10 protein-coding genes are annotated in these 14,239 nt (G+C 67.4%); 5 read left to right on the top strand and 5 right to left on the bottom strand.

The features are described 5' to 3' along the window. The first annotated feature begins 25 nt into the window (after positions 1 to 25). The gene (locus D3654_RS10550) at positions 26 to 685 is read left to right on the top strand and encodes an acVLRF1 family peptidyl-tRNA hydrolase (RefSeq protein WP_120521458.1); all 660 of its coding nucleotides are present in this window, start codon (positions 26 to 28) and stop codon (positions 683 to 685) included. A 120-nt stretch (positions 686 to 805) separates the two neighbouring features. Continuing rightward, a complete protein-coding gene (locus D3654_RS20475) occupies positions 806 to 3,091 on the top strand; it encodes a beta propeller repeat protein (RefSeq protein WP_162943705.1) in 2,286 nt (761 codons plus the stop codon). Positions 3,092 to 3,120: 29 nt separating this feature from the next. Here the strand turns inward: D3654_RS20475 and D3654_RS10560 are convergent, their stop codons facing one another. From D3654_RS10560 to hisS, 4 genes are all read right to left on the bottom strand, one after another. Then, positions 3,121 to 3,906 carry a GNAT family N-acetyltransferase gene (locus D3654_RS10560; protein WP_425359404.1) on the bottom strand — a complete coding sequence of 262 codons (786 nt, stop codon included), beginning with the start codon at positions 3,904 to 3,906 and terminating at the stop codon, positions 3,121 to 3,123. A gap of 80 nt (positions 3,907 to 3,986) precedes the next feature. Continuing rightward, positions 3,987 to 5,768 (bottom strand): aspartate--tRNA ligase, encoded by a 1,782-nt coding sequence (gene aspS, locus D3654_RS10565; protein WP_120521447.1) that lies wholly within the window; start codon positions 5,766 to 5,768, stop codon positions 3,987 to 3,989. 91 nt (positions 5,769 to 5,859) lie between these two features. Further along, positions 5,860 to 7,140: an APC family permease gene (locus D3654_RS10570; RefSeq protein ID WP_120521448.1), complete on the bottom strand. Its 1,281-nt coding sequence runs from the start codon at positions 7,138 to 7,140 to the stop codon at positions 5,860 to 5,862. A 13-nt stretch (positions 7,141 to 7,153) separates the two neighbouring features. Then, positions 7,154 to 8,497, bottom strand: a complete 1,344-nt coding sequence (hisS, locus tag D3654_RS10575; RefSeq protein WP_120521449.1) for a histidine--tRNA ligase — start codon at positions 8,495 to 8,497, stop codon at positions 7,154 to 7,156. 205 nt (positions 8,498 to 8,702) lie between these two features. Here hisS and D3654_RS10580 point away from each other — a divergent pair, with 205 nt between their 5' ends. The 3 genes from D3654_RS10580 to D3654_RS10590 all read left to right on the top strand — a co-directional run bounded on the left by D3654_RS10580 (position 8,703) and on the right by D3654_RS10590 (position 11,714). After that, the gene (locus tag D3654_RS10580) at positions 8,703 to 9,500 is read left to right on the top strand and encodes a peptidylprolyl isomerase (RefSeq protein WP_120521450.1); all 798 of its coding nucleotides are present in this window, start codon (positions 8,703 to 8,705) and stop codon (positions 9,498 to 9,500) included. Between the two features lie 64 nt (positions 9,501 to 9,564). Further along, entirely contained in the window at positions 9,565 to 11,016 is a 1,452-nt protein-coding gene (locus D3654_RS10585) for a DUF349 domain-containing protein (protein ID WP_120521451.1), read from the top strand. Positions 11,017 to 11,111: 95 nt separating this feature from the next. Next, positions 11,112 to 11,714, top strand: a complete 603-nt coding sequence (locus D3654_RS10590; protein WP_120521452.1) for a hypothetical protein — start codon at positions 11,112 to 11,114, stop codon at positions 11,712 to 11,714. A 14-nt stretch (positions 11,715 to 11,728) separates the two neighbouring features. Here the strand turns inward: D3654_RS10590 and D3654_RS10595 are convergent, their stop codons facing one another. Next, positions 11,729 to 14,122, bottom strand: coding sequence for a RelA/SpoT family protein (locus tag D3654_RS10595; RefSeq protein WP_120521453.1), 2,394 nt, complete (start codon positions 14,120 to 14,122; stop codon positions 11,729 to 11,731). Positions 14,123 to 14,239 lie beyond the last annotated feature (117 nt).

A 14,239-nucleotide genomic window follows, 5' to 3' on the forward strand; every position in this document is an offset into this window, starting at 1 on the left:
GGATTCCGGAGAAGGAGGCATCGCGATGGACAGCGCCCGATCGAAGGCGGCACCGTCCCGGACCGCGATGGTTCCCGCAGCCAGGCTCGCCGGCTGGGTGGAGCGTTTCGCCGCCAGCCACGGCAGCGTCCAGGAAGAACCGGACGACGGCGGTCTGCTGCTTCGGGCGTCCGACGGCGCCACTGCCCTGCTGCAGGCACCCTGGCCCGACGACGGGCGGCCCGGACGCGGGGCCGACGGCGTGGAGCGGCTGATCTCCCTTGCCTCCCAGGAGCGGAAGATCGGCCTCGTCCTGGTGCGCCGCGGCGGGTTCGCGGTGGGCGTCGCCAGCGGAGGGAAGATCCTGGCTTCCAAGACCGGCAGCCGTTACGTACAGTCCCGCTCCTCGGCCGGCGGCAGTTCGCAGCAACGGTTTGCCCGGCGCCGGGCCAACCAGGCCGACGCCCTCATATCCGCCGCTGCCGCACATGCCGCCATTGTTTTCGCGGGCCACGCCGTGGAATACCTCCTGCCCGGCGGGGATGCCGCCCTGGCGGCTGCCGTCCTTGCCGATCCGGCGCTGCGGGACTACGCGCAGCGGAGCCGCTTGCCGTTCGTGGCGGTCCCGGATCCGAACGCCGGCGTGCTCCGGCAGGCGGCGGCAGATGCCTGTTCGCTGAGGATCCTGGTCACGGACCCCGCGTAGCCAGGGTCTCCTGCGGAGTTATCCACAAGCGGGCCACTCCCCCGCGCGAACCATGCGCCCGACTGCCTAGACTCCAGAGGAGCCGGGGGCCGCGGGTCCCCAACATTCTTGGGGGAAACGATGAAGACCACACCGCGCCCATTTGCCGTCCTGGCGGTCCTGCTGCTGCTAACAGCCACAGGGTGCACGGATGCATTGTTCAAGGATCCGAGCCGCCTGGAATTCAATACCAGCGGCATGGAATCGGACGCAGCAAAGACCCCGTTCCTGCGCATGGGCACCGATGTGCTTGAGAGCGACGGGACGAACGTGATGCTTGCCGCCGGTGGCCGCGACGCGGGAGGCGCACGGCGTCTGGTGTGGAACTCCTCCGACGCAGGTCGGACTTGGGTACCGGCCCTGTTTGACGGCGAGGAACTCAACTCGCGTCCCTACGCCTTCATTCGTGGAAACGGCCAATGGCTTGCCCTGATACCCGAGGACAATCGACTGCTCGGCTATTCGAGCAAGGACGGACGCGCTTTCAGCAAGACTGGGGGTGCGTTGGAGCTGCCGCAAGGTAGCACGAAACTTGGCGCGCTTTGGACCAAGAATGCGTGGACCGTGGTGACCGCCAAGAAGTCACGCATAACGATTCATCGAAGCGGCGACGGATCGGGTTGGACATCGATTACGCCGAAAGGCCTCCCCGGTACCGAAGACACATCCATCTACGCAGCCGCGGCCAGTGCTTCGACTCTTGTCTTGGGCGGGCAAACAGACGGGCCGGGCGGGAAAATCCGCGCAAGAGCCTTCGCTTCGGATGACGGCGGAAAAACCTGGCGCGACATCAGCCCCGACGCTTCAAAAGCGGCACCGCGAAACAGCGGCTTCCGCTCGGTTTCCTGGGACGGCAAAGCCTTCCGGTTCCTTGGCTTCGGTTGGCCTGAAGACTCATGGCCTGGCCAAACCGCTCGGGGCTTGGACGCGTCATGGGCACCTGGCCGGGCGCCCAAGGGCAACTGGAACGTTGCGCTTGATACCTCGTGGGCGGACGGCGAGGACGACTTCCCCTGGGTTTTTGGACGATCAGCTGCGCCAAACCGGCAGGGCATGCTTACGGTGGCCGGCAATGGCGGAGGAGCGGAATACAAATTTCTGCAGCGCGCAACTGCGGGAGGCTGGAAGGAAACGGCCCTGCCCAAAATCGGCCGGGAACAGTTCCTCTATCCCGAAGATACGGCACAGGTACCGGAAGGCACGCTACTCGCCGCTAATTTCGGCGCCGGTGGGACATTCCGGCCGCGGATCTACTTGTTTTCCGGGAACGGAACAGCACAGGAGCGCAGCCCGCAGCTTCAACCGCTCGCACCCGGTGCGCCCGTTGTTTCCCGCTTTGTCTCCGCTGAGGGCAGGACTTTCGCGCTCGGTTCGATCGGCCGTCGGACCGCCCTGTGGGAATCGACTGACGGAAAGGACTTTTCCCACCACACCGTCCTGACTCTCGGTGCCACGCAAATGTTCACCAGCATGAGCAGCACTCCTCACGGCGACATCATGTCCGGCATGGAAGACGCCTGGAACAACAGCGACACGTTGATCTGGTCCCGCAAACCCGGCGGCGTGTGGAGCGGTTACAGCGGAGACATTTTCAGCGCCGAAGCCGGCGTGGACCACGCGGCTGTCGAATCCACTTTGTCCACCGTTCATGGATTCCTCGTTGCCGGAAGCTACGCGGGCGAGGACGGATCTTCAACGAGCGCGGGCCTGGCAATGTCCAAAGACGGCCGGAGCTGGAAGCGTATTGACGCGCCGTCCTTTGCGGGCAAGGAGGATAACGACCGCGCCATCCACGTGTTGATGGAAACGCCCGGAAAGACCTTCCTGGCGGGCGGCTTCATGGAAAAGGACATCAAGAACGCCCCGGTAGTGTGGCGCTCCGCCGATGCGAAGTCATGGACGCCGGTGGCATTGGCCAAGGTGAAAGGCTTTACCGATTCCAAGGTTCTCGGGCTGGCTGTTGGCCGGACCATGACGGTGGCCCTGGTCTATGCGGAGCAGGAAGGCAAGGGCACGCGCTACGTCCTCTACAGCAGCACCGACCAGGGCAAGACCTGGACGTCGGGCACCGCCCTGCCTGAGGCACTCGGCAGGGAAGCCTACGGCCCGGTTCATCTGCTCCAAAACGGTGACGGATTCGCCGTTACCGGAACAATGGGCACACCGCAAGAGCAAAAGCCGTTCCTGTACACCAGCCCCGACGGCAAGGAATTCCAGGCCAAGGAGCTCAAGCACGAAGCATTTGGCAACGGCAGCGTCGCCATCGATGCGGCCACCATCCAGCACGGCAAACTTCTGCTCAGCGGATTCGCGGGAGAACCGGACAGCCGCGCTCAGTTCGCCCTGACCATCAACATGCCGCGGTGATCGGTGCCCCTGCTAGCAGCCGGACTGTGTCAGCAACCGCTCAAAACCCGCTGCAGAGGCGCCTGGCGGTACAGGTACCGTCCCTGCTCAGCGAAGCCGGCCCCGGCATACAGCGCCTGCGCCGGGGCGTTGCCGGCTGTCACCATGAGCCAGAAGCTCCCGGCTCCGCCGGCAGCACCGGCGGCGAGCAGCGCATCCAGGATCTTCCGGGCGAAGCCCTGGCGGCGGTGCTCCCGGCCGGTGGCCATGCAGTAAAGCCCGCCCCAAGCTGCCGCACCCGGCGGCAAGGCGAGGCGGCCGACGGCGGCGGGCACGCCGTCGTCGGCCCTCACCAATGCGTAAAGCGAAGGACAGCCGGCGAGGATGCCGCGGACGATCTCCCGTTCCGCATCTCCGCCGCGGCCGTCTACGGACCACCAGAGACTCAGCCATTCCTCCGAGGGCGCGGCGGAGATTTCGACGCCGGGCACAACCCCGGGCAGGATGCCTTCCGCCGCGCGGGTCATGATGAGGGTTTCCGACTGGCGGGTGAAGCGTCCGGCGTCGAGCAGGGCATCCAGCTCGGCGCTGCGCGGAGAGTCGAACACCTGGAAGATCAGCGGCAGCCGGCGGCTCCGGTACCACAGCGTCGCGGCGGAAAGGGCGGCAGTGTCCGCGACAGCAACGCGCGGCCACACCGAGTTGGCACGCTGGGTAACGCCGCCCGCTGCGCGCATCACCCAGCCGGCCAGTTCCTCCCGGTCCGGAGCCGGCCAGGCCCGGTCCATGAGTTCCTCAAGCAGTCCCGCGTCCGCCATGGTCGTGTCCTGCACCATCGCTCTCCTCCATTAAGAGTCCACTGAATGCCGAAACTCCCCGCTCCGCGGGTGCGGGGCGGGGAGTTTCGGGATGTTCGCTATTCCGGCTTGGCTGCGGGCTTGGCTTCCGGCTTGAAGTCCACGCCGGCTTCCTTGCGCTGCTGTGCCGTGATGGGCGCAGGCGCGGCGGTCAGCGGGTCGAAGCCGCCGCCGGACTTCGGGAAGGCGATGACGTCGCGGATCGAGTCGACGCCGGCCAGCAGCGAGACGACGCGGTCCCAGCCGAGGGCGATGCCGCCGTGCGGGGGTGCACCGTACTTGAAGCCTTCGAGCAGGAAGCCGAACTTCTCCTGCGCTTCTTCATGGCTGATGCCCATGACCTTGAAGACGCGTTCCTGGATGTCGCTCTGGTGGATACGGATGGATCCGCCGCCGATCTCGTTGCCGTTGCACACGATGTCGTAGGCGTAGGCCAGCGCGGCGTCCGGGTTCTCGTCGAAGTTGTCCAGGAATTCCGGCTTCGGCGAGGTGAAGGCGTGGTGCACGGCCGTCCAGGCGGAGTAGCCCAGGGCCACGTCACCGGACGCGGTGGCCTGGGCAGCGGGTTCGAACATCGGGGCGTCGACGATCCACACGAAGGCCCAGTCCTTCGGGTCGATCAGGCCGGTGCGGTGGCCGATCTCCACGCGGGCTGCACCAAGCAGCGCACGCGACGGGGACGCTTCACCGGCGGCGAAGAAGATACAGTCGCCCGGCTTCGCGCCGACGGCATCCGCAAGACCGGCACGCTCGGTGTCGGTCAGGTTCTTCGCCACGGGGCCGGCGAGCTCGCCGTCTTCCTTGCACAGCACGTAGGCCAGGCCCTTCGCGCCGCGCTGCTTGGCCCATTCCTGCCAGGCGTCCAGGGTGCGGCGGGGCTGCGAGGCGCCGCCGGGCATGACGACGGCACCGACGTAAGGCGCCTTGAAGACACCGAAGTTGGTGTCCTTGAAGAATTCGGTCAGTTCCGTCAGCTCGAGGCCGAAGCGCAGGTCCGGCTTGTCGGAACCGTACTTGGCCATCGCGTCCCAGTAGGTCATGCGGCGGATCGGGGTCGGGACCTCAACATCGATCAGCTGCCAGAGCACCTTGATCAGGGCTTCGCCGAGCTCGATGATGTCGTCCTGCTCAACAAAGCTCGCCTCGATGTCCAGCTGCGTGAACTCCGGCTGGCGGTCCGCACGGAAGTCCTCGTCGCGGTAGCAGCGGGCGATCTGGTAGTACTTCTCGAAGCCGCCCACCTGCAGTAGCTGCTTGAAAAGCTGCGGGGACTGCGGCAGCGCGTACCAGGAACCCGGCGCCAGACGGGCGGGGACCACGAAGTCGCGGGCGCCTTCCGGCGTCGAACGCGTCAGGGTGGGGGTTTCGATCTCCACGTAGCCCTGTTGGTGCAGCAGTTCGCGGGCAACACGGTTCGCTTCAGAGCGCAGGCGCAGGTTGCGGGCCGGGCCGGGCCGGCGGAGGTCCAGGTAGCGGTGCTTGAGGCGCGCTTCCTCGCCCACTTCGACGTGCTCGTCGATCTGGAAGGGAAGCGGGTCCGAGGTGTTGAGGATCACGACCTTTTCGGCGATAACCTCGATCTCACCGGTGGCCAGGGCCGGGTTCTCGTTGCCTTCCGGGCGCTTCTCGACCGTGCCGATGACCTGCAGCACGTATTCGTTGCGGAGCCCGTGGAAGACCTCTTCTTCGCGGACGACCACCTGGGCGACACCGGAAGCGTCACGCAGGTCGACGAAGGCCACACCACCGTGGTCACGGCGGCGGCCCACCCAGCCTGCCAGGGTAACGGTCTGTCCAATGTGCTCGGAACGCAGCGATCCGAGGTCATGTGTGCGCAGCACAGCATTCCTTTCAGCATGATTTTCGGCCGATCGTGGCGAAACGATCCCGTCTGAGTTTACCCGCCCGGATGCTGGGCAGCCGCCACCGGGCTCAGGACCGGGCGGCCACAAGCCGCAGCCGCACCAGACGGTACAGGATTCCGGCGGCGAACACCGCCACCCCCGCGAGCAACGACGACGGCGGAAGCGTCGCCACGAGCAGCACGCACGCCAGCGCCCCCAGGACCTGGAGGGTCTTCGGGTACCGCCGCTGCCCGCCTTTTTGCGTGAAGGCGGCGAGGTTCGCCACCAGGTAGTAAAGGAGCACGCCGAAGGAGGAGAAGCCGATCGCGCCGCGCAGGTCCGCCACCGCGATCACCACGCAGACAACGACGGCGAGGACCACTTCGGCCCGGTGCGGAACTTTGAAGCGGGGATGCACTGCGGCGAGCCAGACGGGCAATTCGGCGTCGCGGGCCATGGCCAGCGTGGTCCGGCCGATGCCGGCGATCAGGGCCAGCAGGGCGCCGAGCGCCGCGAGGCCGGCAGCGACCGACACGAGGGGAAGAAGCCAGGTCCATGGCCCGGAAGCGACGGCGGCAGACAGCGGTGTGGCACTGCCGGCCACTCCCGCGGGGCCGAGGACCGCGAGGAGGCCGGCAGCGACGGCGGCATAGACCAGGACGGCGATGCCGAGCGAGGCGGTGATCGCCCGGGGGATGGTGCGCTCGGGCCGGATGACTTCCTCGCCCATGGTCGCGATCCGGGCGTACCCGGCGAAGGCGAAGAACAGCAGACCCGCCGACTGCAGGATCCCGTACCAGCCTCCGGCGAGCAGGCCGCCGTCGAACATCCCGCCGAACCCCGGCCCTGCGGGAGATGCCGCACCGGCAAAGCACGCAGCCACGAGCAGCAGCAGCACCAGGAGCACAGCGGTAACGATGATCCGCGCCAGCCGGGCCGTGCGGGTCACGCCGCGGTAGTTGACCGCAGCCAGGCCCAGCACCGCGGCGATGGCGAGCGGCCGCTCCCAGCCCGCAGGCGCCAGGTAGGCGGCGAAGGTGAGGGCCATCGCCGCGCTGCTCGCTGTCTTGCCGATCACGAAGCCCCAGCCGGCCAGGAAGCCCGTCCACTCCCCCAATTGCTTCCGGCCGTAGAGGTACGTGCCGCCGGAGGACGGGTACGCGGCGGCGAGCTGGGCCGAGGAGGTGGCGTTGCAGTAGGCGACGAACGCGGCGATCACCAGGCCGACGAGCAGCCCGGCACCCGCGGCCTGGGCCGCAGGGGTGAAGGCTGCGAACACGCCGGCGCCGATCATCGAGCCGAGGCCGATGGTCACCGCGTCGGCGGTGCCGAGGCGCCGGGCGAGAGTTCCGCCCGCGTTGTCTGCCATCGCCGCGCTGCCGTCAGGCAGTGGTGATGCGGACGTTGAGATCCTCGGCCGGGGGCGACCAACTGGCCGGGTCCGCGTCGGTCTGCTCGCCGCTGCGGATGTCCTTGACCTGGTGCTTGCCGTCGTCGTCGGTGAACCAGACGAAGGGGATGCCGCGGCGATCGGCGAACTTGATCTGCTTGCCGAACTTTTCGGCCTTGGCGGCGACCTCGGTTGCGATTCCCCGGGCGCGCAGCTGTGCGGCCACGTCCTGGGCGCCTGCCCAACTGTCGTCGTTGTTCAGGGCGACGAGGACCGCGGTGGGGACGGAGCGGGAGGCCGTGGCGAACTCCTGGCTGAGGATGCGGGACACCAGGCGGGTGACACCGATGGACAGGCCGACGCCCGGGAAGGTGCGGTTGCCCTTGCGGGCCAGGGCGTCGTACCGGCCGCCGGAGCAGATGGAGCCCAGCTGTTCGTGGCCGACCAGCACGGTTTCGACGACGGTGCCGGTGTAGTAGTCCAGGCCGCGGGCGATGCTGAGGTCCGCGAGCACCTTGCCCGGGGCGCGCTGCACGGCGGCTTCGATGACCTGTTCGAGTTCGCTGAGGCCTTCCTCGAGCAGTTCGTGGCTGACGCCGAGCGCACGGACCTGCTCCACGAATGAGGTGTCCTCGGTGCGGATCTTCGCCAGGCTGAGGGCGAGCCGGGCCTGGTCGTCGCTGGCGCCGAGTTCGCTCTTGAGGAGTTCGGCGACCCTCTCTTCGCCGATCTTCTCTAGCTTGTCGATGCTGCGCAGCACCCCGGCTGTGTCGTCAAGGCCGATGCCGCGGTAGAAGCCTTCGGCCAGCTTGCGGTTGTTGACGCGCAGGCGGAAGTCGGGAATCGGCAGGGCGCTCAGGGCCTCGGCGATCACCAGGGCGATCTCGACGTCGTAGCGGAAGGGCAGTTCGCCGTCGCCGACCACGTCGATGTCAGCCTGGGTGAACTCGCGGGCGCGGCCTTCCTGCGGGCGTTCGCCGCGCCAGACCTTCTGGATCTGGTAGCGGCGGAACGGGAAGCTCAGGTATCCGGCGTTCTCGACGACGTAACGGGCGAACGGGACCGTCAGGTCGAAGTGCAGGGCAAGGGAGTGGTGGTCACCCTTCGCGGCCCGGGATTCCTCTTCGTCTTCCTGGAGCCGGCTGAGGCCGTAGACCTCTTTGTCGATCTCGCCCTTGCGCAGCAACTGGCCGACCGTTTCGACCGCGCGGGTCTCAATGGAGGAAAAGCCGTGGAGTTCGAAGACGCGGCGCAGCGTGTCGAGCACATGCAGCTCCACCAACCGCTCCTGGGGAAGCCACTCGGGGAATCCGGACAGGGAGGCGGTACGTGCCATGGTGGAATTTTCTCCTCAAACGTTGCGCGCAGCGGGACGGACCTGGAACCGGCGCCGAATCGGCAGCCGTGTCCTGCCTGCGTCCAGTCAGTCATGCATAAACTATGTGCGGCAGCCAGTTTATGCTTCCCGGCACCCGCACATCCAATGCAGGGCACGGGCGGGCCGCCGTGAATCGTAGCTGACCAGACAAGCAGGAGGACTCTTGGCAACAAGGCCGCGGGAGACCCGTGAAGCCAAACGGCGCATCCGGCAGATGGAGGCCAAGCGCGAGCTCCGGCAGGAGCAAGGCAAACGCCGCCGCTTTGACAATATTGTCGCGGCCGCGGGCGGTGCCGCCCTCCTGGCTGCCGCCGTCGTCCTGCAACTCACGGTCTTCAACTCGAACCCGACGGAGGCCGAATACGCCGCCGCGCAGGCGGGCCTGAACACCCCGTCGGCCAGCCCGTCGCCGTCGAACGGACCGGACATTCCCAAACCCGACACCGCGGCCGGCAAGACCTTCACGGGCGAGCTGAAGCTCAACGGCGCCGCGGTCGGCGTTTCGCTGGACGGCACGAAGGCCCCGCAGGCCGCTGCCGTCTTCAAGTCCCTGGCCGACTCCGGCTATTACAAGGGACTGTTCTGCCCCCGCGTCACTACTGGCGATACGTTCGCCCTGCTGCAGTGCGGCGGCAAGCAGCCGACGGATACCAGTGACGACAGCAACTACCGCTGGGGTCCCTTGGAGAACACCCCGGCGGACAACAAGTACCCGGCCGGCACCATCGCGGTGGCCCGCAGCGGGGACAACGCCTACGGAAACGGGCACCAGTTCTTCATCGTCTACAAAGACACCGTCATCCCGGCGGACAGCGCCGGCGGCTACACGATCGTCGGGAAGGTGACCAGCGGCCTGGACGCCGTAGCGAAGATCGCCAAGGCAGGGACCAAAGACGGCGGATCCGGCACAGACGGCGCCCCTGTGGCAACAGTCACGATAGACTCGTTTTCCCTGAAGTAAACAGCCGGGCCACCCCGCGCGGCGCCTTACCTTAGTAATCCCTCCAAGCGAAAGACTTTTAGCGGTGACACACAGTCAGCAATCCGACGAAACTGCAGTAACGGCCAACGAAGCGGAGCAGCTCCCTGCCACGGAGACGCCCACCCCTGTTGCATCGGAGGCGCCGCGCCCGGCCGCCCCCTCGCCGGCGGCGTTCGCTGCCCGCCCGAAGGCCGCACCGAGCGTCATTCCCGCGGCGCCCGCTCCCGCACCGTCCGCCGTTTCGCTGGCGGAGGCATCCAAGTGGGGCCGCGCAGAGGATGACGGCCACGTCTTCCTGACCATCGACGGCGGCGAGCAGCCGGTGGGCCAGTACCCCGGCGTGAGCCGTGAGGAGGCCCTGGGCTACTTCGCGCGCAAGTTCGAGGACATCCTGGCCCAGGTGGTGCTGCTGGAACACCGCGTCGAGTCCAAGGCCCCGGCCACGGATATGCAGAAGACCGTGAACCACCTGCGCGAGCAGCTGGCCGAGCGCAACATGGTGGGCGACATCCGCTCCGCCGAGGCACGGCTCGACACTCTCACCGCGCAGATCGCCGAGCTCGAGCAGTCCGAGAAGGCCGCGCACGAAGCCTCGCGCGCCGCTGAGCTGGCCGCCCGTGAAGCCATCGTCGCCGAGGCCGAAGCCATCTCCGGCCAGGACCCGGCCCAGGTGCAGTGGAAGACCTCCAGCGCCCGGATGAACGAGCTCTTCGAAAGCTGGAAGACGGCACAGAAGAACGGCATCCGCCTCGGCCGCAGCAACGAGGACGCCCTGTGGAAGCGGTTCCGCGCGGCCCGCACCGTGTTCGACCGCCACCGCCGCGCCTACTTCTCCCAGCTGGACAGCACCAACTCCGCCGCCAAGGCGGCCAAGGAGAAGCTGATCGCCGAGGCAGAAGCGCTGTCCGACTCGACCGACTGGGGCTTCACGGCCGGCGAGTACCGCCGCCTGATGGACCAGTGGAAGGCCACCCCGCGTGCCAGCCGCAAGGACGACGACGCCCTGTGGCTCCGCTTCCGCGCCGCTCAGGACGTCTTCTTCAGCAAGCGCCAGGCTGCCAACGAGGAAATCGACCAGCAGTACGCTGCGAACCTCGTGGTCAAGGAAGAGCTGATCGCCGAGGCACAGGCCCTGCTGCCGATCTCCGACCTCGCCGCCGCCAAGAAGGCGCTCCAGTCCATCCGCGACCGTTGGGACGAGGCCGGCAAGGTTCCGCGCGCCGACATGGGCCGGATCGAAGCGGGCCTGCGCAAGGTGGAGGACGCGGTCCGCGAGGCTGAAGACGACAAGTGGCGCCGCAGCAACCCGGAAACCAAGGCACGCACCAACAGTGCCCTCGCCCAGCTCGAATCCGCCATCGCCGGGCTGAAGGACGACCTCGCCAAGGCCGAGCAGTCCGGGGACGCCCGCGGCATCAAGGAAGCCCGCGAAGCCCTCGAGGCGCGGCAGGCCTGGCTCGACCAGATCCAGCGCTCCGCCAGCGACCTCGGCTAGGCGTTCAGAACTGCCTGTACAGGCCCGGTTCCGGTTATCCACATAACCGGAACCGGGCCTGTACGCGTTAAGGGGCAGAAGGCAATGATGGCTCAATGAGCGCGCCAACGCCGACGGAGCCGGGGCCTCCGTTCCAGGAGCTGTACTCCCCCAACGATGTGTTCAGTCACGCCGAACTGCAGTCCATGGCGTTCGACGGCGTGCTCCAGCCGTTGTACGGCGAAAGTTTCACCGCACCGGGCGTGAGCGCGACGCCGCGGTTGCGGGCACGGGCGGCCGGCCTGGTGGTGCCGGAGAACATCCGGCAGAAGGTGGTGGCCGGGCGCATGACGGCGGCTTGGATCTTCGGCTGCGGAACCGTCCCCGAGCGCCTCTCGCTGCTGGTGGACGCCAAGCACCGGGTCTCGAGCCTGCGGTCGACCCGGGGCTGCATCCTGCACGAGGTCAGGCTCGGGCCATTGGATGTGGTGAGCATCGGCGGACTCCTGGTCACCAGCCCGCTGCGCACCGCCGTCGACGTCGCCCTCCATGTGGAGGCCGAACGTGCCGTTCCCGCGCTCCAGGCGCTCCTGGACAAGGCCGAACTGGGAATCCGCCTACGCCTGCTGGTCCTGGCCGTCGAAGCTAGCCCGCGGGTGCCGCACAAGAAGGCGGCCTTGGCCAAGCTCGCGCTGCTGTCGGCACCTGCGGCGGCGTGAGCCTCGCGTGGCTGCTAGCTGCGGCGCCGGTTACCGGTGGTGCGGTAGACGTCGAAGACGCCGTCGATCCTGCGGACCGCGCTGAGGACGTGGTGCAGGTACTTAGGGTCACCCATTTCGAACGCGAAACGGGAAATCGCCACACGGTCGCTGGAGGTGTGCACGGAGGCGGCCAGGATGTTGACGTGGTTGTCCGAGAGCACCCGGGTCACATCGGACAACAGCGACTTCCGGTCGAGGGCTTCCACCTGGATTTCGACGAGGAACACGCTGGACTGGGTCGGCGCCCATTCCACGTCCACGATCCTGTCCGGCTCGTCCCGGAGCCCGGCCACGTTGGTACAGTCCGTCCGGTGCACGGAGACGCCCGAGCCGCGGGTGACGAAGCCCAGGATGGGATCGGGCGGCACCGGGGTGCAACAGCGTGCCAGCTTGACCCAGACGTCGCCCACGCCGCGGACGATGACGCCGGAATCCGAGTAGCGGGTCTTGGCCACCTGGGTGGGGACGCTGACCTCGTCCAGTTCCTCGTCCGGCGATTCCTGCCCGCCGAGGTGCTCCATGAGCTTTTCCATGACGGACTGGGCCGAGGTGTGCCCGTCCCCGACACCGGCGTACAGGCCGGAGATGTCCACGTAGTGGAAGTCCTCGGCCACGGTGGACAGCGCGTCGTGGGTCATGAGGCGCTGCAGTGGCAGGTTCTGCTTGCGCATGGCGCGGGTCAGGAGGTCCTTGCCGCGTTCGATCGCTTCCTCGCGGCGTTCCTTGCTGAACCACTGCCGGATCTTGTTGCGGGCCCGGGCGCTCTTGACGAAGTGCTGCCAGTCCTGGCTGGGGCCTGCGCCTTCGGCCTTGGAAGTGAAGATCTCCACCCAGTCGCCGTGGTTGAGTTCGCTGTTGAGCGGTACGAGTTTGCCGTTCACCCGGGCGCCGATGGTCCGATGGCCCACCTCGGTGTGAACCGCGTAGGCGAAGTCCACGGGGGTGGAGCCGGCCGGCAGGGCCATGACCTCGCCCTTGGGGGTGAACACGAAGACTTCGCGGGCGTTGATTTCGAAACGCAGGGAATCGAGGAACTCGCCCGGGTCGGAGGTCTCCTGCTGCCAGTCGACCAGGGAACGCAGCCAGCCCATGTCGCCGTCGCGGGGGCTGCCGGGTCCGACGGCGGTCCGGTTGGGCTGGTCCTTGTACTTCCAGTGCGCGGCCACGCCGTATTCGGCGCGGCGGTGCATCTCGTGCGTGCGGATCTGGATTTCCACCGGCTTGCCGCCGGGCCCGATCACCGTGGTGTGCAGCGACTGGTACATGTTGAACTTCGGCATCGCGATGTAGTCCTTGAACCGGCCGGGCAGCGGGTTCCAGCGCGCGTGCAGGGTGCCGAGTGCGGCGTAACAGTCCCGGACGGTGTCGACCAGGACGCGGACGCCCATCAGGTCGTTGATGTCGTCGAAGTCCTTATCGCGGACCACCATCTTCTGGTAGATGGAGTAGTAGTGCTTGGGCCGGCCGGTGATGGTGGCCTTGATTTTCGCCAGGCGCAGGTCGTCGGCAATCTGGTTGCGGATGACGCTGAGGCTCTTCTCGCGTTCCGGGGTCCGGTCCCCCACCATGCGGACGATTTCCTCGTACACCTTGGGGTACAGGGCCGCGAAGGACAGGTCCTCGAGTTCCCACTTGATGGTGTTCATGCCGAGGCGGTGGGCAAGCGGCGCGAAGATTTCGAGGGTTTCGCGGGCCTTGCGCGAGGAGGATTCGGCGGAGACGAAGCGCCACGTCCGGGCGTTGTGCAGGCGGTCCGCGAGCTTGATCATCAGGACGCGGATGTCCTTGGCCATCGCGACGACCATCTTGCGGACGGTCTCGGACTGGGCGGCGTCACCGAACTGGACCTTGTCCAGCTTGGTCACGCCGTCCACCAGCATCGCAACTTCGGGTCCGAAATCCCGGGTGAGGTCGCCCAGGGTGTACGGGGTGTCCTCAACGGTGTCGTGGAGCAGGGCCGCGGCGAGGGTGGTCCCGGTCATGCCAAGTTCGGCCAGGATGGTGGCGACGGCGACGGGATGGGTGATGTAGGGATCGCCGCTCTTGCGTTTCTGGCCCTGGTGGCTGCGCTCGGCGACCGCGAAAGCCCGCTGGATGAGGTCGAAATCTTCCTTCGGGTTGTTCGCCCGGACGGTGCGCAGGAGGGGTTCGAGGATCGGCGAGTAGCTGGCGACGCCGCGGCCGGTCAGGCGCGCGAGCCGGGAGCGGGTCCGTTCGCGCCGGCCGGGGAAAGTCGGGCGGATGCCGAAGCTGTCCACAGGCACGCCGCCTGCGGTGCCTGCCGACAGCGCAGGGGCAGTTCCGGAGGCAGGGCCCAAGCCGCTGTCCCCGCCTGCCGGTGGCGCCGACGTCGTACGTTCCTCCACAGAAGTCCCCTCACGAACGGATTAATTATCCCAGTCTATTCCTGCCGGGGCATCCGTTTGGAACCGCCGGCAACATGACGGAAACGCGAAGGCCGGCCACCGCGGCATGCGGTGGCC

It is taken from the genome of Arthrobacter celericrescens, assembly GCF_003614925.1.
In the GTDB taxonomy this organism is placed as follows: Bacteria; Actinomycetota; Actinomycetes; order Actinomycetales; family Micrococcaceae; genus Arthrobacter; species Arthrobacter celericrescens.